We start from the raw sequence: 20,147 nt of genomic DNA, 5'->3' as shown, positions 1-20,147 counted from the left end.
ATGATGGCGAAGGCACAAAGTCCATGGATTCCCGCCTGCGCGGGAATGACCGGCAATAGCCAAGACGAGGGCAGGCAATGAACGACATGAGCAATCACGACGCGATGATCCGCATCCGCAACGTCACCAAGTCGTACGAGCGCGGCAAGCAGAAGGTGGAAGTGCTGCATGGCCTCAGCATCGACGTGCCGCGCGGCGATTTCGTCGCGCTGATGGGCCCGTCCGGCTCGGGCAAGACCACCCTGCTCAACCTGATCGGCGGCCTGGACACGCCCAGCTCCGGCGAGATCAGCGTCGACGGCCAGCGCATCGACCAGCTCAAGGGCGGCCAGCTCGCGCATTGGCGCAGCCACAACGTCGGCTTCGTATTCCAGTTCTACAACCTGATGCCGGTGCTCACCGCGGAAGGCAACGTCGAGCTGCCGCTGCTGCTGACCAAGCTGTCCTCCGCGCAGCGCAGGAAGTCTGTGGACATCGCGCTGCAGGTGGTGGGCCTGGCGGACCGCGCCAAGCACAAGCCGCGCGAACTCTCCGGCGGCCAGGAACAGCGCGTGGCGATCGCGCGCGCGATCGTCTCGGACCCGCACCTGCTGGTCTGCGACGAACCGACCGGCGACCTCGACCGCGCCACCGCGGACGAGATCCTCAAGTTGCTGCAGACGCTCAACCGCGAGCACGGCAAGACCATCGTGATGGTCACCCACGACCCGCTCGCCGCCGGGTACGCCAACCGCACCCTGCATCTCGACAAGGGCCGCCTGGCCGAACAGAGCGTGGGCGCGTGATGCGCAGCGCCTCCCGGAGGATCAGCCCATGACCAAGACCGGATTCGTCATCGCCAACCTGTTCCGCAAGAAGACTCGCACGATCCTGACCCTGCTGTCGGTGATCATGGCCTTCCTGCTGTTCGGGCTGTTGCAGTCGGTGAACCACATCTTCGACGCCGGCGCCGACTTCATCGGCGCGACCCGCCTGGTGACGCAGGCGCGGGTGTCGTTCACCCAGCCCATCCCGCTGAGCATGCAGCCCAAGCTGGAAGCGGTGCCCGGCGTGGCGCGCGTCGCGCACATGCAGTGGTTCGGCGGCGTCTGGCAGGAGAACACCCCGTTGTTCGTGTTCGCCGTCGACCCGGTGCGCCAGCACGAGGTGTACCCGGAATGGGTGATGCCCGACGCGCAGTGGAAGGCGTTCGCCAACACCCGCACCGCGATGATCGCGGGCCGCAACGTCGCCAACCAGTACGGCTGGAAGATCGGGCAGAAGATCCCGATCCGTTCCAACATCTACCCGCAGAAGAACGGCAGCAAGGCCTGGGCCTTCGACCTGGTCGGCATCTACGACGGCAGCGACGAGAACTGGCAGAAGCAGACCAACACCGTCTTCATCAGCCACTACTACTTCGACGAGGCCAACCAGTTCAGCAGCGGCCGCACCAATTTCTTCATGCTCAAGCTCGCTCCGGGCGCCGACGGCGCGAAGATCAGCGCGACCGTCGACAAGATGTTCGAGAACTCGCCGGACGAGACCAAGACGCAGACGGAGAAGGACTTCAACGTCGGCTTCATCAAGCAGATCGGCGACATCGGCATGATCGTGCGATGGATCCTGTTCGCGGTGTTCTTCACCCTGCTGCTGGTGGTGGGCAACACCATGGCGCAAAGCGTGCGCGAACGCATCCCCGAGCTGGCGGTGCTGAAGACGCTGGGCTTCTCCGACGGCAGCGTGCTCGGCTTCGTGCTGGCCGAAGCCGTGGCGCTGTGCCTGTTCGGCGGCGTGGTCGGCATGTCGATCGCGACATTGTTCGGCGCCCTGATCTCCAAGGGCACCGGCGGGCAGTTCGCGCTGAGCGTGAACGGCTGGGTGTGGACGACAGGCCTCATCGCGATCGTGCTGATGAGCCTGGCCGTGGGCCTGCTGCCGGCGCTGCGCGCACGCCGCCTGAAGATCGTCGACGCATTGGCCGGACGCTGAGGAGCACACCATGCTGAGTCAAATCACCGCCATCACCGGCCTCAACCTCAAGAGCATTCCGGAGCGCTGGGCGTCCTCACTGGTCATCGTCGTCGGCCTGGCCGGCGTGGTCGCCGTGTTCACCGCCCTGCTCGCCATGGCCACCGGCTTCGAGAAGACACTGGCCGCCACCGGCAGCACCGACAACGCGATCATCCTGCGCGGCGGTTCCGACGCCGAGCTCAACTCGGGCCTGAGCCGCGATTCGGCCACGCTGATCAAGCAGGCCGCGGGCATCCGCAGGGGCGCCGACGGCAAGCCGCTGGCTTCGGGCGAGATGATCGTGATCGCCGAGCTGGTCCGCCAGGGCGACGAGAAGAACGGTGCCAACATCACCGTGCGCGGCGTCGAGCCCAATGCGTTCGCGTTGCGCCCGCAGCTGAAGATCGTCGCCGGCCGCCAGTTCCGCACCGGCCTGCGCGAGCTGATCGTCGGCCGCGGCGTCACCCGCCAGTTCCAGGGCGCGGAACTGGGCAAGACCCTGCGCATGCGCGGCTCGGACTGGACCGTGGTCGGCATCTTCGAATCGGGCGACGCCTACGACAGCGAGCTGTGGACCGATGCCGAAGTCGCGCAGACCACGTTCAACCGCGGCGGCTACAGCTCGGTGCTGGTCGGGCTGGACGGCGCCAACGGGTTGAAGACGCTGCAGGACACGCTGAAGACCGATCCGCGCCTGTCCGTCGACGTGAAGAACCAGCAGGAGTACTTCAGCGGGCAGACCAAGAACTTCCGCAAGCAGATCGGGTTCCTCGCCGGCGTGGTCACTTTCATCATGGCGCTGGGCGCGATCTTCGCCGCGCTCAACACCATGTACGCGGCGGTGGCGACGCGCGCCAAGGAAATCGCCACGCTGCGCGCGATCGGCTTCGGCGGCTTCCCGGTACTGGTCTCGGTGATGATCGAATCGCTGGTGCTGGCCTTCGTCGGCGGCGCGCTCGGTGCGGTGATCGCCTACCTGCTGTTCAACAACTTCTCGGTGTCGACGCTGGGCGAGAACTTCACCCAGGTGGTGTTCGCGTTCAAGGTCACGCCGCCGCTGGTGGTCACCGGCCTGGTGATCGCGCTGGTGATCGGCTTCTTCGGCGGCCTGCTGCCGGCGTGGCGCGCGGCGCGGATGCCGGTGACCACGGCGTTGCGGGCGGCCTGACCGCTCTCCCACCCTCTTCCGCGTACGGGAGAGGGCGCTAGGCACCATCGAGCAGGCCGCGCGCAATCGCGGCCTGTTCGTTTTCGGGCGTGTCGATATCCAGTTGCAGCTCCGGTGCATGCAGGCGCCAGACCCTGTCCGGCGCGAACGCGTTGAGGTGGGCGCCGAAGCCGCGATCGCCCTGCAGGTCCTGCATCGACTGCAACCAGGCGACCGGCACCGCGGCCGGCGAACCCAGCCGCTCGCCGTGCACCGTGGCGGCGCAACCGGAAGCCGCAACGGCCGAGCCCGACAGCAGTTGCTGCAGGTGCGCGGCTTCCAGCGCGGGCTGGTCGCAGCCGAGGATCAGCACGCGAGCGACGGGCGCCATCGCAGCGATGCTCGAAGATGCGTGCTCCTGCAAGGCATGCGCAGCCAGTTGCAGGCTGCCGGCGAGTCCCTGCTCCCAATGCGCGTTGACGTGGACCTCCACATCCAGGTCGGCGATGGCCTGCGCGACGCGTGCATGCCCGCAGCCAAGGACCGCCACGACGCGCGTGGCACCGGAGGCGACGGCAAGCCGCACCGCGCGGTGCACCAGCGCCTCGCCACCGCGGGTCAGCAGCTGCTTCGGATGGCCGAGCCGGCGACTGCCGCCGGCGGCCAGCACGATGGCCGCGTGAGCGCTCGCCGCAGCGCCGTCGCTCATGGCGCGTGGCGGTACGCGTGCAGCTGCGCGGCGATGCTGAGCGCGATGGCTTCGGGACCGTGCCCGCCGAGGTTGAGGCCGACCGGCGCATGCAGCCGCGGTGCCAGCGCGACGCACGCCGCCGGCGGCAGCACGCGGAACAGGTCGTCGCGACGCCGCGGTGGCCCGAGCAGGCCGATGAAGCCGATGCCGGTGTCGGCGAGCGCGGCCAGCGCTTCGCGATCGAGTTCGAAGTGGTGGTGCATCACCAGTGCGGCATCGCAGCGTGCATTCGCCAGCGCGGCGATTGCCGCCTGCGGCGCGCGTTCGATCGCCGTGTCGGCGGTCGCGGCCAGCGGCGCCCAGCGCGGGCGTTGTTCGACCAGCGTGACCATCCAGCCGAGGGTGCGCAGTGCCGGCAGCAACGCCGGCGTTTCCGGGCCGGCGCCGAAGATCGCGACCGTGGGCGGCGCCGCGATGTCCACGGACCACGGACCGCTCCCCACATCGCCTGCCGACAGCGGCGCGAGCTGCCATTGCTGCTCCAGCGCGCCCGCGTGCGCGCGCAGTTCGCCTGCAGCGGAAATCGCGATGCACAGCGGCGCTTCGGCGCGAAGCCAGGCCTGGACCAGCTCCCCCCATCGGGGCATTGACCGCAACGGCAGCAAGGCCAGGCGCAGGCGACCGCGGCAGCCCAGGGCCGAGCCGGAAAACAGGTCCTCGTCGTCGCGGGTGTCGATATCCAGCCAGTCCATGCCCCCGGCCGCCGCCGCTCGCTGCGCGCGGCGTTCGATCTCCGGCTCCAGGCAGCCGCCGCTGAGCCAGCCGACCTGGCCCGATTCGCCGCCGAACAAGGCCATCGTGCCGGAACGGACATAGGTCGAACCCTCGGTCGCCACCACCAGCGCCAGCACCGCGGCTTCGTCGCGTTCGGCCGCGAGCGCGGACGCTTCCAGCACGGCGCGCGGGCCACCGGGCGGCGAACGGGTGACGGCAACCTCGATGTCCATGCGATGCAGGCCCGGAGCGCTGGCGACCTGCGCAGTCTATGCCCGCGCCGGCGGCCGGCGCTGCTGCGCCCCGCCGTGCATGCGCGCCGGTGCAGGAGTAGGCTCGGCCTTCCCGACTTGAGGGAGCGCGCCATGAAGCTGCACGTCAATGGCACCGAGCACGAGGTGGCCGCGCCACCGGAGATGCCGCTGCTCTGGGTGCTGCGCGACCTGCTCGGCATGACCGGCACCAAGTTCGGCTGCGGCGTCGCGCAGTGCGGTGCCTGCACCGTGCACGTGGACGGCGTCCCGCGGCGCGCCTGCGTCACGCCCGCCGAAAGCGTGGTCGGCAAGCAGGTCACGACGATCGAAGGCCTGTCGAAAGCCGGCGACCACCCGGTGCAGCGTGCGTGGACGGAACTGGACGTCGTGCAGTGCGGTTACTGCCAGTCCGGCCAGGTGATGGCCGCCGCCGCGCTGCTGGCGAAGCTGCCCAACCCCAGCGATACCGATATCGACCAGGCGATGTCCGGCAACATCTGCCGCTGCGGCACCTATCCGCGCATCCGCGCCGCGGTGCATCGCGCGGCTGAAATCGCCGGCCCGCGAGAGACTTAAAGCGGCGTCACCGCTGACGCCGCGCCTGCGGGCTGCGGCAGGGAGCAGCGGCGCTTTGTCGTAACGGCCTCGGCAACGCCGGTATCGAAGGTTCTACGGAGCATTCCCGTGAACGCAATCACCAAGCTTTCCCGTCGCAACTTCCTCAAGGCCGGCGCCGTGATCGGCGGCGGCCTCGTGGTCGCCTTCGTCATCCCCGGCGCGCGCCGGCTCGCCCTCGGCGATGCTGTCGCGAGCGCGGCCTTCGTGCCCAACGCGTTCCTGCGCGTGGGCAACGACGACACCGTCACTGTGCTGATCGCGCACTCGGAAATGGGCCAGGGCATCTGGACCGCGTTGCCGATGCTGATCGCCGAGGAACTCGATGCGGACTGGTCCAAGATCCGCGTCGAACACGCGCCGGCCGCAGCGGCCTATGCGCACACCGCGTTCGGCATGCAGATGACCGGCGGCTCGACCTCGACCTGGTCCGAATTCGACCGCTACCGCCAGGCCGGCGCGGCGGCGCGACAGAGGCTCATGCAGGCCGCGGCAACGCGCTTCGACGTGCCGCTGGAGCAGGTGCACACCGAGAACGGCGAAGTGATCGCCGGCACGCACCGCGTGCGCTACGGCGACCTCGCCGACGACGCCGGCAAGCTCACGGCGCCCGACCCTGCCTCGCTGAAGCTCAAGGACGCGAAGGACTGGAAACTCATCGGCAAGGCGACCAAGCGCCTGGACTCGCCGGAGAAGATCACCGGCCGTGCGCAGTTCGGCATGGACGTGCAGTTCCCCGGGCTGCTCACCGCGGTGGTGGCGCGCGGGCCAGTGTTCGGCGCGAAGGTGAAATCGTTCGACGCAGCCGCAGCGCTGAAGATCGATGGCGTGCGCAAGGTCGTGCAGGTGCCCAGCGGCGTGGCCGTCGTCGCCGACCATTACTGGGCCGCCAAGCTCGGCCGCGATGCGTTGCAGGTCGACTGGGAGCTGGGCGAGGGCGCGATGCTGGACAGCGCGGCGATGCACGCCGAACTCGCGCGGCTCGCCGCGACCGCCGGCGCCAGCGCCGCGCAGGCCGGCGATGTCGCCAGTGCATTGCCCAAGGCGACGCGGACACTGAACGCGATCTACGCCGTGCCCTACCTCGCGCACGCGCCGATGGAACCGCTCAACTGCACGGTGAAGGCCGGCAAGGGCGCGTGCGAGATCTGGACCGGCACGCAGTTCCAGACGATGGACCAGCAGGTCGCCGCGAAGATCCTCGGCCTCAAGCCCGAGCAGGTGCAGATCCACACCACCTTCCTCGGCGGCGGCTTCGGCCGGCGCGCGACGCCGACGTCGGACTTCGTCACCGAAGCGGTGCACGTCGCCAAGGCCGCGGGCGCGCCGGTGAAAACAGTGTGGTCGCGCGAGGACGACATCCGCGGCGGCTACTACCGCCCTGCCTACGTGCACGACGCGCGCATCGGCGTCGACGCGAAGGGCATGCCGGTCGCCTGGCAACACGGCATCGCCGGGCAATCGATCACTGCCGGCTCACCGTTCGAAGCGGTGATGGTGAAGAACGGCGTCGACGCGACTTCGGTCGAAGGCGTCGCCGATTCGCCGTACCTGAAGGAGGTCCCCGACCATCGGGTCGACCTGCATTCGCCGCGCACGCCGGTGCCGGTGCTGTGGTGGCGCTCGGTCGGGCACAGCCACACCGGCTTCGTGATGGAAAGCCTGATCGACGAACTCGCGCACGCGGCGAAGCAGGACCCGCTCGCCTACCGGCGCGAACTGCTGCAGAAGCACCCGCGTCACCTCGGCGTGCTCAACCTCGCCGCCGAAAAAGCCGGCTGGGGCAAGCCGCTGAAGAAAGGCCGCGCCCGCGGCATCGCCGTGCACGAATCCTTCGGCAGCTACGTCGCGCAGGTGGCCGAAGTATCGCTGGAACAATCCGCGGGACGATCGCGCGCGATCCACGTGCATCGCGTGGTGTGCGCGATCGACTGCGGCGTCGCGGTGAATCCGGAAGGCATCCGCGCACAGATGGAATCCGGCATCGCCTTCGGCCTCGGCGCAGTGCTGCACAGCCAGCTCAGTTTCCGCAACGGCCGCGTGCAGCAGTCCAACTTCCACGACTATGCGGTGCTGCGCCTGCACGAGATGCCGGCGGTCGAGGTGCACATCGTGCCGAGCACGGAGAAATCCGGCGGCGTCGGCGAGACCGGCGTGCCGCCGATCGCGCCCGCGGTCGCCAATGCCGTGTTCGTGCTGACCGGGCAACGCCTGCGCGAACTGCCGCTGCAACTGCCGGCCGACGCGTCGGCACGGGCCTGAGGTGCATGCCATGCGAATCCAGATGCCGACCCCATCCGTGCTGCACATCGCGGCCATGCTGTGCGCCGTGCTCGCCCTCGCCGGCTGCGATACCCAGGCCGCGCCGGAACGGCAACAGGCCGGCAAGGCCGCGTTCGCCACGGTGCATGCGGTGTTCCAGCACCCGCGCTGCGCCAACTGCCACATCCCCGGCAATTCGCCGCTGGTGACCGACGTCGGCGTGCCGCACCCGATGGGCATAGTGCGCGGACCGGAAGGCCATGGCGCCGCGGGCCTGCCCTGCGCGAGTTGCCACGGCGACAGGAATTCGCCGGCCAGCTACGGCCCGCATGCACCACCCGGCGCGCCGCACTGGGGCCTGCCACCACCGAGCCACAAGATGGCGTGGATCGGCCTGTCGCCGAAGGACACCTGCGCGATGATCAAGGACCGCAAGCGCAACGGGAACCGCGACCTGCCCGCACTGCTCAAGCACGTCAGCGAGGACAAGCTGGTGCTGTGGGGCTGGGAGCCGGGCGGCAAACGCACCCCGGTGCCGATGCCACACGCCGAACTCGTCGCGGCGTTCAAGACCTGGGTGGATGCGGGCGGGCCGTGCCCGGACGCGTGAGGTGACCGCGGCTGTTTTCTCTTCTCCCCGCCTGCGGGGAGAAGATGCCCGCAGGGCAGATGAGGGGGCGAGCGCAGCGAGCTGCTTCGACTCCCCGATGCTGAAAAACCCACAGCGCAAAGCAACCGCAACTCGCTGCGCTCGCCTCCCCTCACCCGCCCTGCGGGCACCCTCTCCCCGCCTGCGGGGAGAGGGAGATCATTCAGGCCTCACTTGCGGCAGCCACCGGCGTCACGCCCGTACGCCGCGCCCGCAACGCACCGTCGATCGCGAAGATCGCCAGCCCGATCCAGATGAAGACGAAGCCGATCAGCCGGTCGCGATCGAAGGCTTCGTGGAACACGAACACCCCGGTCAGGAACTGCAACGTCGGCGCGATGTACTGCAGCAGGCCGACCACCGACAGCGGCACGCGCCGCACGGCGAAGGCGAAGCCGATCAGCGGCAACGCGGTCAGCGCGCCGCCGAAGACCAGCAGCAGGTCGACGCCGAGGCCCCAGCCCGGCGCGCCGCCCAGCGGCAGGAAGCCGCCCGCACCCTGCGCCTCGCCCCACACCATCACCGCCAGCGCGGGCAGGAACAGGTACACGCTCTCCACACCGAGCCCGCCCACCGCGTCGATCGCCACCAGCTTGCGCAGTAGGCCGTACAGCGCGAACGACAACGCCAGGCAGATCGCGATCCACGGCGGCTGGCCGAACTGCACGGTCAGCCAGATCACCCCGGCGGTCGCCAACGCCACCGCGATCCACTGCGCGCGACGCAGGCGTTCATGCAGGAAGGCGACGCCGAGCACCACGTTCAGCAGCGGATTGATGAAGTAGCCCAGGCTGCTCTCGACCACGTGGCCGGCGTTCACCGCCCAGATGTACAGGCTCCAGTTGAAGCCGATCAGCGCGCCGCTCAACGCGAGCATCCACGCCGCGCGCGGTTGCGCCAGCGCGGCGCGCAACCAGCCGCGCCCCTGCTTCCACAGCAGCCACGCCACCACCAGCAGCGTGCTCCAGATCACCCGGTGCGCGACGATCTGCAGCGACGGCACCACCTTGAGCAGGTGCCAGTACAGCGGCATCAGCCCCCACAGCACGAACGAGGCGAGCGCGACCCACAGGCCCGCGCGGTTTTCCGGATGCGCGCTCATGCCGTGGACTCGTCGCTGGTGGGCTTCGGTGCGGGCTTGGCACGCGCCTTCGCCATCGTGATCGCGACCACGCCGACCAGGATCACGGCCATCGCGCCCAGATCGGAGGTGCTGAAGTGCTCGTTCGCCAGCCAGCCGCCCAGCACCACCGCGATGGCGGGATTGACGTAGGCATAACTGCCTGCGAGCGCAGGCCGCACGTGGTGCAGCAGCCAGATGTAGGCGGAGAAGCCGATGATCGAACCGAACACGATCAGGTAACCGACCGACAGCACGCCCTTCGCCGCCGGCCAGCCGTCGAAGCGCTCACCGAGCGCGAAACCGGCCACCAGCATCAGCACGCCGCCGCACAGCATCTGCGCCGCGGCGGTCATGAAGGGCGATGGCAGGTCACGGCCGCGACTCCAGATCGATCCGAACGACCACGCCACCGCGGCGATCAGCAGCGCGACCAGTCCCTGCGGCTGGCCACCCAGCGTGCCACCGGCGTTGAGCCACAGCACGCCGGCGAAACCGGCTGCAAGCCCGCACCATTCCAGCCGGTTCGGATGCTGCCCGCGCATCGCCGAGAACAGCGCCATCCACAGCGGCGCGGACGCCACCGCGACCGCCGCGAGCCCGGACGACACCCACTGCTGCGCGATGGTGACCAGGCCATTGCCGAGCCCTAGCAACAGCGCGCCCATCACCGCGGTGTTGAGCCATTGCGCGCGCGTCGGCGTCGCTTCGCCACGCAGGCGCAGCACGACGAACATGAGCCCGCCGGCGATGATGAAACGCGTGCCCGCCATCAGCAGCGGCGGCAACCCGCTCTCCAGGGCGAAGCGGATGCCGAGGTAGGTCGACCCCCAGATCAGGTACACCGCCGTCAGCGCGAGCGCGACGGCCAGCGTGGGCACGGAACGGGAGGTGCTTGCGGTAAGAGCGTTCATGGGGAGGGAACCGATTGGGGGATGAAGCGGGCGTGCTTCAGAGAGGTCGAGGATGCGCGGCGGCGATCTGGCCCAGCAGCCATTGCAATCCGGCGAGGTGCTGCTGGTCGTGGCTGCACAGGTAATGCATCAGGCCACGCACGGTGACGGGACCGTAGCCTTCGAATTCGGCCGGGCGCGCCCAATCGTCAGGATGCAACGCCGACAACAGCTCGATCGTATGCGTGCGCGCAACGCGGAATTCCACCAGCGCGCCCTGCACGTCGTCGTCGCCGGCATAGCCGCGTTCGGCCGCCAGGGCGTAGCTGTCGATGTCCGCCAGCACGGGCCGCGGCTCGTGCAGCGTCCGACGGAAGCGCACGTGGTAGCCGTCGATCTCGATGTCGCGTACGTGCAGGACCTGCTCCAGCGCAGTGAAGCGCTCGCTGGGAACGCCATCCCACGACGGCGGCGCCCAGCGCGCGAAGCCGGCCGGAACCGCCGCGTAATGCGCCGCCAGCTGCGCGGGGAACGCCGCCAGCGCCTGCAGGGTGGTGTCGATGCTCGCGTCGTTCATCGTCTAGGGTCCGGGCCGGGCGCGTCGGCACCATCGCCCGTGCCTTGCGCCGAAGGCAGCAGCCATTCGAGCGGGAGCATGGGCAACAACGACGCGGGTTGCAGGACAGCGTATCGGCGCACCAAGCATCGCGCTTGAAAATAAACCCGCCAATGCGCAAAAATTTTGCATGGCCTCCGCACCGCTGCCGCTGGACGAATTCGACCACCGCCTGCTCGACCTGCTGCAGCGCGACGCGGGCCAGACCCTGACCACGCTAGGCGAGGCGGTCGGCCTGTCCGCCAGCGCGGTGCAACGACGGATCAAGCGTTACCGCGCCAGCGGGCTGATGCGCACGGTCGCCGTGCTCGATCCGGCGCAGCTCGCCAACGTCACCCTCGCCACCGTACTGGTCGCGCTGGAACGCGAGTCCGCGCGCCATCACGCCGCCCTGTACGCGCGCCTGCGCGCCGCGCCGGAAGTGCAGCAGTGCTTCGTGCTCGCCGGCGAGTGGGACTATCTCGTGGTCCTGGCCACCACCGGCCTGGCACACACGCGCGAAGTCGCCGAGCGCCTGTTCGGCGGCGACGAGAACCTCAAGCGCTACGAGACGCGCATGGTGTTCGAAGCGGTGAAGCAGGGCCTCGCCCTGCCCACGCGCCCGCCGGGGCGGCGCAAGCGCTGAGGCGCGCGTGCCGTTCCCGGCAGTGGGATCGGCTTACATCCCCGGTATCGGCAGGCACTCCATGATCTCCACGCCGTCGCCGGGAAAGATCGTGAAGTGCGGATGGTTTTCGAACAGCCGCGCTGCCGCGTCCTGCGATTCGGCCTGCACGACCGTGTAGGCGGCCAGGTTGTTGCGCGTGTCCGCGATGCCATCGGTGGTGACGCGCTTGGTCTTTCCCAACGGGGCGCCGTGGTCGACGATCCGGTCGCCCAGCTGTTCGGCCCACTGTTTCCACGCCTGCATGCCGGCGGCTTCGCGCCGCTTGCGTTCGGCCTCGTCCAACGCCTGCCACTGGGCCATCGCGTCGGGTGAGCCGGTGAACACCGCCATAAACTTTTTCATGACATCTCCCTGGGGTTCAGGCCGCGGCGAATTTTCTGCGGCCCTTGCATCCTCGACGAATGGGCAGCGTCAGGATCGACATTCGCGGGTCACGACCCCGCGGCAAGGTGATGGCGTGACGGCCTGCGATGACGTGAGAAGCGGTTGCCGCCGCTCACGCCGCGCGTTCGCGTCGCAGCACCTGCTCCTTCAGCGGCAGACCCCAACGGTAGCCGCCGAGCGAACCGTCGCCGCGGACCACGCGATGGCACGGCACCACGATCGCCACGCGGTTGTGCGCGCAGGCACTGGCGACCGCGCGTGCGCCGCGCGGGGCGCCGAGCTGCGCGGCCACCTCCGCGTAACTGCGGGTTTCGCCCGGAGGAATGCGCATCAACGCGTCCCATACCTTCTTCTGGAAGGCAGTGCCGATGAGGTCGATGTCGACCCGTGCCTGCCTGCCGGCCAGCGCATCGGCCACCGCGCGCAGGCGCGGGCGGAGGAATTCGTCACGACCGGCGTCGACGCGCTCCAGCGCGGCACGCGGGAATTCGCCACGCAGCTTCGCCTCCAGCGCCGCGGGATCCTCGCCCAGTTCGATCATGCAGATGCCGCGCTGCGTGGTCGCCACCAGCGCGGTGCCCAATGCGGTGTCGAGCAGGCTCCAGCGGATCTGTTCGCCTTCGCCACCGGCGCGGTAGCGCGCGGGCGTCATGCCCAGTTTCGCCGCGCCGCGTTCGTACACGCGCGAGGGCGAACCGTAACCGGCGTCGTAGAGCGCGGCGCTGACGTCGCGGCCTTCGCGCAGGGCGGACTTCAACGTGCCGAGCTTGCGCTGGGCGAGGTATTCGGCCGGGCTGAGGCCGAAGCGCGCGGTGAAGCGGCGCTGCAGGTGCGACGGGCTCAGGCCCACCGCCGCGGCCAGATCGTTGAGCGAGGGCTCGCCGGCGTCGAGCAGCGCGCGCACGCGTTCCAGCTTGTCGGCGGAATCGATCCGATCGGGAGCGGCTTGCGGCGTAAGGCGTTTGAGCATGGCGTTCATGGCCCCAACGGTAACGGGCACCCGAAGGTGCCCGCTATCCGATTCTTGCTATCGCCCATTAGCCGGCGTCGCGGGCGGTCAGTCCGCCCAATGCCCCGGCGTCGCCGCCTGCGGCAGCACCTGCGCGGACAGCTTGGAGTCGCCCAGCAGTTGCACCGCGTCGGCGAGGATCGCCGCCGATTCGCGCAGCAGCGGGTCGGGGCGCTGGTCGGCCAGCTTCTCGCGGGCGGCGTCCTTGGCGATGTCGCGTTCGCTCGAGGCCAGGCCGTCGTCGGCGCTGTCGTCGGCGAGCGGATCGATCGCCAGGCCGAGCTGCTTGCGCTGCTCCTGGCGCAGCTTGCGCTTGGCGTCCTCGCGGTCGCGTTCGGCGCGGCGTTCGGCCTCGTTGAGCGACACCGACTTCTTCGCGCGCTCGTCGCGGAACTGCGCCACGTCATCGCTCCACCACTGGAATTCCTTGTCCTTGGCGATGCGCGCCGAATGCAGGGTTTCCAGCTTCGGCAGCAGCGGCGCGAAGTTGCCGTAGCGCGTGTGCGGCACGGCCGCGATGCGCGTCCACGGCAGCGCGTTGTCGTAGGTGCTCTCGCCGAACTCGCTGGCGTCCACCGACACCGGGAAGGCGATGTCCGGCACCACGCCCTTGTTCTGCGTGCTGCCGCCGCTGACGCGGAAGAACTGCGCGATGGTCAGCTTGACCTGGCCGAAGCGCGCGGTTTCGTTGGCCGGCCAGCGGTCGAGGTCGACCAGGTTCTGCACCGTGCCCTTGCCGAAGGTGGTTTCACCGATGACCAGGCCGCGGCCGTAGTCCTGGATCGCGCCGGCGAAGATCTCCGACGCCGAGGCCGAGCCGCGATTGATCAGCACCGCGAGCGGACCTTCCCAGGCGATGCCCGAGTCCTCGTCGCCGTACACCTGCACGCGGCCGCCGGATTCGCGCTGCTGCACGACCGGGCCGCGGTCGATGAACAGGCCGGTGAGGTCGATGGCTTCGTCGAGCGAGCCGCCGCCGTTGTTGCGCAGGTCGAGCACGACGCCGTCGACCTTCTGCCCGCGCAGCTTGGTCAGCAGCTTGGCGACGTCGCGGGTCGCCGAGGCGTAGTCGCCGTCGTTGCGGCGGCGGCCCTCGAAGTCCTGGTAGAAGCCGGGCAGCTTGATCACGCCGATGCGGCGCACCGGCGCGCCGTCGGCGGCCGGCAGCGAGATGATCTCGGACTTGGCGGCCTGGTCTTCCAGGCGCACCTTGTCGCGCACCAGCACGAGGCGGCTGGGCTTGCTGTCGAGGCCGGCTTCGGCCGGGATCACGTCGAGGCGCACCTTGGTGCCCTTGGCGCCGCGGATCTTGGCGACGACGTCGTCGATGCGCCAGCCGATCACGTCCTCCATCAGGCCGCTGTCGCCCTGGCCCACCGCGACGATGCGGTCGCCGGGCTTGAGCTTGGCCGACTTGCCGGCCGGACCGCCGGGGACGATCTCGCGAATCGCGACCACGTCGTCCTGCTTCTGCAGCACCGCGCCGATGCCTTCCAGCGACAGCGACATGGTCATGTTGAAGTTGTCGGCGGTGCGCGGGGTGAAGTAATCGGTGTGCGGATCGATCGAATTGGCGTAGCTGTTGAGGAAGGTCTGGAACACGTCCTCGCCCTTCAGCTCGGCCACGCCCTTGGACATGTTCGCGTAGCGCTTGTCGAGGGTCTTGCGGATGTCCTCGGGCTTCTTGCCGGCGAGCTTCAGGCGCAGCCAGTCGTTGCGCACGGTCTGCTTCCACAGCGCGTCGAGCGCGGCTTCGTCGGCCGCCCACGGCGCCTTCTCGCGGTCGTACTCGAAGCGGTCGTCGCCGGTGAAGGTGAAGATGTCCTGCTTGAGCAGGTTGCGCGCGTAGGCGACGCGCGCATCGAAGCGCTGCCGGTACGCGGCGAAGATCGCGTAGGCCGGATCGAGCTTGCCGCTCTTGATCGCATCATCGAACTTCAGCTTGTACGCGTCGAACCTGGCGATGTCCTGCGCGGTGAAGAACTGCTTGTTGCCGTCCAGCGCGTCGAGGTAGCGCTTGTAGATGTCGGCCGACAGCGCATCGTCGAGCGCGCGCGGGCGGTAGGCGTAGCGGCTGTCGGAGAGCAGGCCGTAGACGTAGCGCGCCGCCGTGCTCTGGTCGGTGGTGGCCGCGTTCGGCAACGTCTTGGCGTCGACCGATTTCAGCAACGCCTTGTCGCTCTGCGGCGGCACCGGCAGTTGCGCGGTGCGGGCGCCATCGGCCGCGAGCAGGGCCACCGGAGCGGTGAGCAGGAATGCAGCGAGCACCTTGAGTGCCGGTGCGGTCGTGGCGCGGGGGGGCTTGATGTTCATCGCGGAGTCTTCGCGGACCGGCATGGTCCGGTGCAAGGATGTCGCGGGATACGACCGCTCCACAGTGCCGGAAGTTGCATGCCCTGTCGACAGCACCGGTGCGCCAAAACGTGCCAATTACCGGCTTATTCGCCGGACCGGGCGCACGCGCGGGGAAAGGTTCAGTTTGGTGAGCAGCGCGGGCGCGTCGCCGCGGCCGGCACGCGAGTTGCGTGCGGGCCGTTTCGCCGCGACTTCAGGCCGCGACGAATCCGGCTTCGGCCGCCGAACGGTCGGCGTGGTACGAGGAGCGGACCAGCGGGCCGGAGGCCACGTGGGTGAAGCCCAGCTCGTAGCCGTAGGTTTCCAGCTGCTTGAACTCGTCCGGCGTCCAGTAGCGCAGCACCGGGTGGTGGTGCGCGGTCGGCTGCAGGTACTGGCCGATGGTGACCATGTCGACGTCGTGCGCGCGCAGGTCGCGCAGGGTCGCCTGCACCTGTTCCATGGTCTCGCCCAGGCCGAGCATGATGCCGCTCTTGGTCGCGACCTCGGGGTGCTGCGCCTTGAACTTCTGCAGCAGGGTCAGCGACCACTGGTAGTCGGCGCCGGGACGCACGTTGGGGTACAGGTCCGGCACCGTCTCGATGTTGTGGTTGAACACGTCCGGCGGGTTGGCCTGGAGGATGCCCAGCGCGCGCTCCATGCGGCCCTTGCCGCGGAAGTCGGGCGTGAGGATCTCGATCTTGGTGCGCGGGCTGAATTCGCGGATCGCGCTGATGCAGTCGACGAAGTGCGAGGCGCCGCCGTCGCGCAGGTCGTCGCGGTCGACCGAGGTCACCACGACGTACTTCAGTTCCATGTCCTTGATCGTCTGCGCCAGGTGCAGCGGCTCGGCCGGATCCGGCGGCTTCGGGCGGCCGTGGGCGACGTCGCAGAACGAGCAACGGCGGGTGCAGACCTCGCCGAGGATCATGAAGGTCGCGGTGCCGTGGCTGAAGCACTCGTGGATGTTCGGGCAGCTGGCCTCTTCGCACACCGTGACCAGGCGGTTCTCGCGCAGCTTGGCCTTGAGCTGCTGCACCGAGTTGCCCGACGGAATGCGCACGCGGATCCACGACGGCTTGCGCAGCACCGGCGCGTCGGCGAACTGCACCGGCGAGCGGCCGATCTTGTCGCCGCCGAGCTGTTTCACGCCTTCTTCAAGCCGGCCAGGTTGCGCGGCAGGCGCATCGCCCCCGACGACCGCAAGGGGAATGCTCTTGGAGGAATCGGAAACGGACGACATGGCGACTCAGGCGACGGCAGGAAGCGCAGGGGCGGCGGTCTGCACCGACAACCCGAACAGGCGGGCGATGTGCTGGACCAGGACCGGCTTGACCGCGTCCAGGCTGGACGGGCCGCCCAAGTCTAGCATCGAGGTCACCTGCAACCCCGCGTATCCGCAAGGATTTATCCGCATGAAGGGCTCCAGGTCCATGGCGATGTTGAAGGCCAGGCCGTGGAAGGTGCAGCCATGGCGGACGCGGATGCCGAGCGCGCCGATCTTGGCCCCGTTCACGTAGACGCCGGGGGCGCCGTCGCGACGCTCGGCGTGGATGTTCCAGTCGGCCAGGGTGTCGATCATCGCCTGCTCGATCCTGCAGACGTAGTCCTTCACGCCCACTTTGAGCCGGCGCAGGTCGAGCAACGGATACAGCACGATCTGGCCGGGGCCGTGGTAGGTCACCTGGCCACCGCGATCGACGTGGATCACCGGGATGTCGCCGGGGAAGAGCACGTGCTCGTCCTTGCCGGCCTGGCCGAGGGTGAAGACCGGGTCGTGCTCGACCAGCCACAACTCGTCGGGCGTGTCGTCGCCGCGCGTGTCGGTGAAGCGCTGCATCGCCCGCCACACCGGCTCGTAAGGCTGGCGACCGAGGTCGCGCAACAAGGCTGGCGGAACTGCAACCGGGAGCGCCGCGTCAGCCGGCGCCGACACCGGGCAGGCGACCGGGCTCACAGGGTCCACTTCACTTCCGGGTGGTCGCGCAGGACCTGGTGCGCCAGGTCGTACTGCTCGCGGCTCTCCGCGCGGAAGCTGATCCGCACCGACACGTAGCGGCCGTTCGAGGAATGCTTCCAGGACACCGATTCGTGCAGCACTTCGATGCCGGCATCGAGCAGCAGGGTCGGCAGGACGGTTTCCAGGTCCTTGTCGGCGGCGCCCATCGCGGACAGATCGAAGGTACCGGGGAACTGGAAGCCGTGTTCGGGGTTGTCGGACTTGAGCTCCATGCGCCGATTATGGGCGCCGTCCGCGGCGAACCCAAGGGCGACGGCGGCACGGGGCCGGAACGGGGCGTTCCACGCCCCCGAACCACGGCCCCGGAAACACAAAGGGCCGCCCGCAGGCAGCCCTTCGCACCGGCCCGAGGCGGGCGCCGGCCGTGTCGATCAGTTCTTCGACAGCTCCAGCAGGGTCGAGGACACCCAGCCCTTGTTGCCGAGCTCGTCCTCGACTTCCCACATCATTCCCTGCTTGGTGCCGGTCGGGTACAGCATCATGCCGACGTCGAGCCCGCGCAGCGCCTTCTTGCCATCGGCCGCGGCGAACAGGCGCGCCGGCTTGGTCACCGTGACCGCCTGCGACGCGCTCGCTGCCGAGGCGTCCTCGGGCAGGCCGCCGAGCTGGCTGACGATGTCGGTGTAGGCCTGCAGGTAGGCCATGGTGATGACCTGGCCGATCTCGGTGTTGGCGTAACCGCCGACGCCGGCGCCACCCAGGCCGCTGCCGCCGAAAACGCCGCCGCCCACGCCGAAGCCGATGTCGGTCTTCTTGCCGTTGCCTTCGGCCATCGCGACCTGCTCGGACGAACGCACGTCGGTCACGGTCAGCACCACGTCCGCGGTCTTCTTCTTGAAGCTGATCGCGCCGCCCAGGGCCGCGCCCTGGCTGCCGCCGAGCAGGCCGCCGATCAGCGCGCCCACGCCGCTGCCGCCGGCATTGCTGTTCTTCGAGATCAGGTCGGGGACCATGACGTAGTCGGCGGCCTTGATCTGGCCCTTGCCGATGTTGGAGCGGCCGCGCAGTTCACCGCCCGCGGCCAGCGCGCGCTCGCGCATCGCCGCGTCCATGCCGGCGCCGCGATCGACGAGGGTGAAGCACTTGGATTTGCTGACGAAGACCTTGATCAGCTTCGACGGCGCCGGCAGCTGCTGGCCGGTCCACCAGTCGGTGGCGTCTTCCGGTTCGATGATCGAGATCGAGCCGAGCTTCTTGGCGCACACCGGAATCTGCGCTTCCTTTTCCTTGCGCAGGTCCTGCGCGCTCTTGCGCTGCGCCAGCGCGGGCGACGCCGCCATGGCCAGGGTGAGACCCAGCACGCAGGCGCGCACGAACACGTGAGTCGTCTTGCCGTTCTTCATATTCCGTTTCCGTTCCCTTGTAGTCATCCATGAACGCCCGCAGGCGCTCCCCAAAACGCGCGATGGCCGGCCCACGCTTGCGGCGCGGGTCGGCCACCGGGTCCGATGCTAGCAAGGAAACGTGACCGCGATCACCAGAAAAGTCTGACCGCGGTTACGGAAAAGCCCTCAGTCGGACTCCCACCACATCCAGAACTCGTCCCACAGGCGCTTGAAGAAACCGCCCTGCTCGACCGCGTTGATCGCCACCAGCGGGCGCTGCGCGATCACCTTGCCGTCGAGCACGACCTTCACCGTGCCGATCTTCTGGCCCTGCTTGATCGGCGCCACCAGCGACTTGGGCACGTCCATCGACGGCTTCAGCTGCGCGTAGCGGCCGCGCGGCACGGTGACCAGCAGCGGTTCGGCGACGCCGAGCTGCACCTGGTCGCTCGCGCCCTTCCACACCTTCTGCTGGGCGATCGACTTGCCCGCGTCGTAGAGCTTGTGCGTCTCGAAGAAGCGGAAGCCCCAGTTGAGCAGCGCCTGGCTGTCGCTGGTGCGCTGGTCGTCGGAGGTCGAACCCATCACCACGCTGATCAGGCGCTGGTCGCCGCGCTTGGCCGAGGCCATCAGGCAGTAGCCGGCGCCGGAGTGGTGGCCGGTCTTGATGCCGTCGACGGTCGAGTCCAGCCACAGCAGGCGGTTGCGGTTGGGCTGGGTGATCGGGCCGACGGTGAATTCCTTGACCTTGTTGTAGGCGTAGGTGTCGGGGAAGTCGCGGATGAAGGCGCGGCCGAGCAGCGCGAGGTCGCGCGCGGTCGAGTAGTGCTCCGGCGCCGACAGGCCGGTGGCGTTGACGAAGTGCGAGTTCTTCATGCCGATGCGCGCGGCATAGGCGTTCATCAGCGATGCGAAGGCATCCTCGCTGCCGGCGACATGCTCGGCCAGGGCGATCGCGGCGTCGTTGCCGGACTGGATCGCCATGCCCTTTTCCATCATTTCCAGCGGCGCGGTCTTGTTGACCTCGAAGCCGCTGTAGCTGCCGTCGGTGCCGGCGCCGCCGGTGCGCCAGGCGTTCTCGCTCATCATCACCGGATCGGTGGCCTTGACCTTGCCGCCGGCGATTTCCGCGGCGATCACGTAGCTGGTCATGACCTTGGTGATGCTCGCCGGTTCCAGGCGGGTGTCGTAGCCCTCGCCCTGCAGCACGTTGCCGCTGGCGGCGTCCATCAGCACCCAGGCGGTGCCGGCGACCTTTGGCGGTGGCGGCACCGGCAACGCATCGCTGGCCGGCGGCAACGCCGGCTTCGGCGTGGGTGCCTGCGCGAGGGCGAGGCCCAGCGTCGAGGTGAGGACAAGGGCGGCGATGGCGAGGCGCGATTTCATGGAGCGCGA

At 69.0% G+C, this 20,147-nt stretch carries 20 protein-coding genes; 7 read left to right on the top strand and 13 right to left on the bottom strand.

Annotated elements, in window-relative coordinates:
• Window positions 1-86: 86 nt before the first annotated feature.
• Genes H8B22_RS09295 through H8B22_RS09285 form a run of 3 tightly spaced genes read left to right on the top strand, consistent with a single transcriptional unit; the run spans window position 87 to window position 3,160 of the window.
• A complete protein-coding gene (locus H8B22_RS09295) occupies window positions 87-785 on the top strand; it encodes an ABC transporter ATP-binding protein (protein WP_187711157.1) in 699 nt (232 codons plus the stop codon).
• 28 nt (window positions 786-813) lie between these two features.
• On the top strand, window positions 814-1,971 hold the full coding sequence (locus H8B22_RS09290) for an ABC transporter permease (RefSeq protein ID WP_187711156.1): 1,158 nt from the start codon (window positions 814-816) through the stop codon (window positions 1,969-1,971).
• 10 nt (window positions 1,972-1,981) lie between these two features.
• Window positions 1,982-3,160 carry an ABC transporter permease gene (locus tag H8B22_RS09285; RefSeq protein WP_187711155.1) on the top strand — a complete coding sequence of 393 codons (1,179 nt, stop codon included), beginning with the start codon at window positions 1,982-1,984 and terminating at the stop codon, window positions 3,158-3,160.
• Window positions 3,161-3,197: 37 nt separating this feature from the next.
• Here the strand turns inward: H8B22_RS09285 and H8B22_RS09280 are convergent, their stop codons facing one another.
• Together H8B22_RS09280 and H8B22_RS09275 are read right to left on the bottom strand one after the other, a co-directional pair.
• Window positions 3,198-3,848, bottom strand: a complete 651-nt coding sequence (locus tag H8B22_RS09280; RefSeq protein WP_187711154.1) for a nucleotidyltransferase family protein — start codon at window positions 3,846-3,848, stop codon at window positions 3,198-3,200.
• A complete protein-coding gene (locus H8B22_RS09275) occupies window positions 3,845-4,837 on the bottom strand; it encodes an XdhC family protein (protein WP_187711153.1) in 993 nt (330 codons plus the stop codon). The genes H8B22_RS09280 and H8B22_RS09275 overlap by 4 nt, the downstream gene beginning before the upstream one ends.
• A gap of 132 nt (window positions 4,838-4,969) precedes the next feature.
• On the opposite strand from H8B22_RS09275, the gene H8B22_RS09270 reads away from it, so the two are divergent.
• The 3 genes from H8B22_RS09270 (at window position 4,970) to H8B22_RS09260 (ending at window position 8,345) form a co-directional block, all read left to right on the top strand.
• Entirely contained in the window at window positions 4,970-5,434 is a 465-nt protein-coding gene (locus H8B22_RS09270; protein WP_187711152.1) for a (2Fe-2S)-binding protein, read from the top strand.
• 108 nt (window positions 5,435-5,542) lie between these two features.
• On the top strand, window positions 5,543-7,735 hold the full coding sequence (locus H8B22_RS09265) for a xanthine dehydrogenase family protein molybdopterin-binding subunit (RefSeq protein ID WP_187711151.1): 2,193 nt from the start codon (window positions 5,543-5,545) through the stop codon (window positions 7,733-7,735).
• 22 nt (window positions 7,736-7,757) lie between these two features.
• On the top strand, window positions 7,758-8,345 hold the full coding sequence (locus H8B22_RS09260; RefSeq protein WP_208456882.1) for a hypothetical protein: 588 nt from the start codon (window positions 7,758-7,760) through the stop codon (window positions 8,343-8,345).
• 202 nt (window positions 8,346-8,547) lie between these two features.
• Here the strand turns inward: H8B22_RS09260 and rarD are convergent, their stop codons facing one another.
• Genes rarD through H8B22_RS09245 form a run of 3 tightly spaced genes read right to left on the bottom strand, consistent with a single transcriptional unit; the run spans window position 8,548 to window position 10,974 of the window.
• Window positions 8,548-9,486 carry an EamA family transporter RarD gene (gene rarD / locus H8B22_RS09255; protein ID WP_187711150.1) on the bottom strand — a complete coding sequence of 313 codons (939 nt, stop codon included), beginning with the start codon at window positions 9,484-9,486 and terminating at the stop codon, window positions 8,548-8,550.
• Window positions 9,483-10,418 (bottom strand): drug/metabolite exporter YedA, encoded by a 936-nt coding sequence (yedA, locus tag H8B22_RS09250; RefSeq protein WP_187711149.1) that lies wholly within the window; start codon window positions 10,416-10,418, stop codon window positions 9,483-9,485. The genes rarD and yedA overlap by 4 nt, the downstream gene beginning before the upstream one ends.
• A gap of 37 nt (window positions 10,419-10,455) precedes the next feature.
• Window positions 10,456-10,974 carry a DinB family protein gene (locus H8B22_RS09245; RefSeq protein WP_187711148.1) on the bottom strand — a complete coding sequence of 173 codons (519 nt, stop codon included), beginning with the start codon at window positions 10,972-10,974 and terminating at the stop codon, window positions 10,456-10,458.
• 169 nt (window positions 10,975-11,143) lie between these two features.
• Here H8B22_RS09245 and H8B22_RS09240 point away from each other — a divergent pair, with 169 nt between their 5' ends.
• A complete protein-coding gene (locus H8B22_RS09240; protein ID WP_187711147.1) occupies window positions 11,144-11,638 on the top strand; it encodes an Lrp/AsnC family transcriptional regulator in 495 nt (164 codons plus the stop codon).
• Window positions 11,639-11,671: 33 nt separating this feature from the next.
• On the opposite strand, the gene H8B22_RS09235 is transcribed toward H8B22_RS09240, so the two are convergent.
• From H8B22_RS09235 to H8B22_RS09200, 8 genes are all read right to left on the bottom strand, one after another.
• Window positions 11,672-12,022, bottom strand: a complete 351-nt coding sequence (locus tag H8B22_RS09235; RefSeq protein WP_187711146.1) for a YciI family protein — start codon at window positions 12,020-12,022, stop codon at window positions 11,672-11,674.
• Window positions 12,023-12,176: 154 nt separating this feature from the next.
• Window positions 12,177-13,043, bottom strand: coding sequence for a bifunctional transcriptional activator/DNA repair enzyme AdaA (locus tag H8B22_RS14940; RefSeq protein WP_284690666.1), 867 nt, complete (start codon window positions 13,041-13,043; stop codon window positions 12,177-12,179).
• 78 nt (window positions 13,044-13,121) lie between these two features.
• On the bottom strand, window positions 13,122-15,386 hold the full coding sequence (locus H8B22_RS09225) for a carboxy terminal-processing peptidase (RefSeq protein WP_187711145.1): 2,265 nt from the start codon (window positions 15,384-15,386) through the stop codon (window positions 13,122-13,124).
• Window positions 15,387-15,621: 235 nt separating this feature from the next.
• Complete coding sequence (lipA, locus tag H8B22_RS09220) at window positions 15,622-16,650, bottom strand: lipoyl synthase (protein WP_187711144.1); 1,029 nt, start codon at window positions 16,648-16,650, stop codon at window positions 15,622-15,624.
• 6 nt (window positions 16,651-16,656) lie between these two features.
• Window positions 16,657-17,343 (bottom strand): lipoyl(octanoyl) transferase LipB, encoded by a 687-nt coding sequence (lipB, locus tag H8B22_RS09215; RefSeq protein WP_187713602.1) that lies wholly within the window; start codon window positions 17,341-17,343, stop codon window positions 16,657-16,659.
• Between the two features lie 17 nt (window positions 17,344-17,360).
• On the bottom strand, window positions 17,361-17,639 hold the full coding sequence (locus tag H8B22_RS09210) for a DUF493 family protein (RefSeq protein ID WP_187711143.1): 279 nt from the start codon (window positions 17,637-17,639) through the stop codon (window positions 17,361-17,363).
• Window positions 17,640-17,798: 159 nt separating this feature from the next.
• Window positions 17,799-18,770 carry a CsgG/HfaB family protein gene (locus tag H8B22_RS09205; RefSeq protein WP_187711142.1) on the bottom strand — a complete coding sequence of 324 codons (972 nt, stop codon included), beginning with the start codon at window positions 18,768-18,770 and terminating at the stop codon, window positions 17,799-17,801.
• A 168-nt stretch (window positions 18,771-18,938) separates the two neighbouring features.
• Complete coding sequence (locus H8B22_RS09200; protein ID WP_187711141.1) at window positions 18,939-20,138, bottom strand: D-alanyl-D-alanine carboxypeptidase family protein; 1,200 nt, start codon at window positions 20,136-20,138, stop codon at window positions 18,939-18,941.
• Window positions 20,139-20,147: the final 9 nt, after the last annotated feature.

This window comes from Lysobacter terrestris (genome assembly GCF_014489475.1).
GTDB classification, from domain to species: domain Bacteria; phylum Pseudomonadota; class Gammaproteobacteria; order Xanthomonadales; family Xanthomonadaceae; genus Agrilutibacter; species Agrilutibacter terrestris.
The sequence above is the reverse complement of the archived record's forward strand: the minus strand, read 5'-3'. Positions and strand labels throughout refer to the sequence as shown.

Bases quoted from the DNA above. Each gene is read 5' to 3' on its own strand.
- H8B22_RS09295 (WP_187711157.1), top strand. From the start codon at position 87: ATGAGCAATCACGACGCGATGATCCGCATCCGCAACGTCACCAAGTCG.
- H8B22_RS09290 (WP_187711156.1), top strand. From the start codon at position 814: ATGACCAAGACCGGATTCGTCATCGCCAACCTGTTCCGCAAGAAGACT.
- H8B22_RS09285 (WP_187711155.1), top strand. From the start codon at position 1,982: ATGCTGAGTCAAATCACCGCCATCACCGGCCTCAACCTCAAGAGCATT.
- H8B22_RS09280 (WP_187711154.1), bottom strand. From the start codon at position 3,848: ATGAGCGACGGCGCTGCGGCGAGCGCTCACGCGGCCATCGTGCTGGCC.
- H8B22_RS09275 (WP_187711153.1), bottom strand. From the start codon at position 4,837: ATGGACATCGAGGTTGCCGTCACCCGTTCGCCGCCCGGTGGCCCGCGC.
- H8B22_RS09270 (WP_187711152.1), top strand. From the start codon at position 4,970: ATGAAGCTGCACGTCAATGGCACCGAGCACGAGGTGGCCGCGCCACCG.
- H8B22_RS09260 (WP_208456882.1), top strand. From the start codon at position 7,758: ATGCCGACCCCATCCGTGCTGCACATCGCGGCCATGCTGTGCGCCGTG.
- rarD (WP_187711150.1), bottom strand. From the start codon at position 9,486: ATGAGCGCGCATCCGGAAAACCGCGCGGGCCTGTGGGTCGCGCTCGCC.
- yedA (WP_187711149.1), bottom strand. From the start codon at position 10,418: ATGAACGCTCTTACCGCAAGCACCTCCCGTTCCGTGCCCACGCTGGCC.
- H8B22_RS09245 (WP_187711148.1), bottom strand. From the start codon at position 10,974: ATGAACGACGCGAGCATCGACACCACCCTGCAGGCGCTGGCGGCGTTC.
- H8B22_RS09240 (WP_187711147.1), top strand. From the start codon at position 11,144: ATGGCCTCCGCACCGCTGCCGCTGGACGAATTCGACCACCGCCTGCTC.
- H8B22_RS09235 (WP_187711146.1), bottom strand. From the start codon at position 12,022: ATGAAAAAGTTTATGGCGGTGTTCACCGGCTCACCCGACGCGATGGCC.
- H8B22_RS14940 (WP_284690666.1), bottom strand. From the start codon at position 13,043: ATGAACGCCATGCTCAAACGCCTTACGCCGCAAGCCGCTCCCGATCGG.
- H8B22_RS09225 (WP_187711145.1), bottom strand. From the start codon at position 15,386: ATGAACATCAAGCCCCCCCGCGCCACGACCGCACCGGCACTCAAGGTG.
- lipA (WP_187711144.1), bottom strand. From the start codon at position 16,650: ATGTCGTCCGTTTCCGATTCCTCCAAGAGCATTCCCCTTGCGGTCGTC.
- H8B22_RS09210 (WP_187711143.1), bottom strand. From the start codon at position 17,639: ATGGAGCTCAAGTCCGACAACCCCGAACACGGCTTCCAGTTCCCCGGT.
- H8B22_RS09205 (WP_187711142.1), bottom strand. From the start codon at position 18,770: ATGAAGAACGGCAAGACGACTCACGTGTTCGTGCGCGCCTGCGTGCTG.
- H8B22_RS09200 (WP_187711141.1), bottom strand. From the start codon at position 20,138: ATGAAATCGCGCCTCGCCATCGCCGCCCTTGTCCTCACCTCGACGCTG.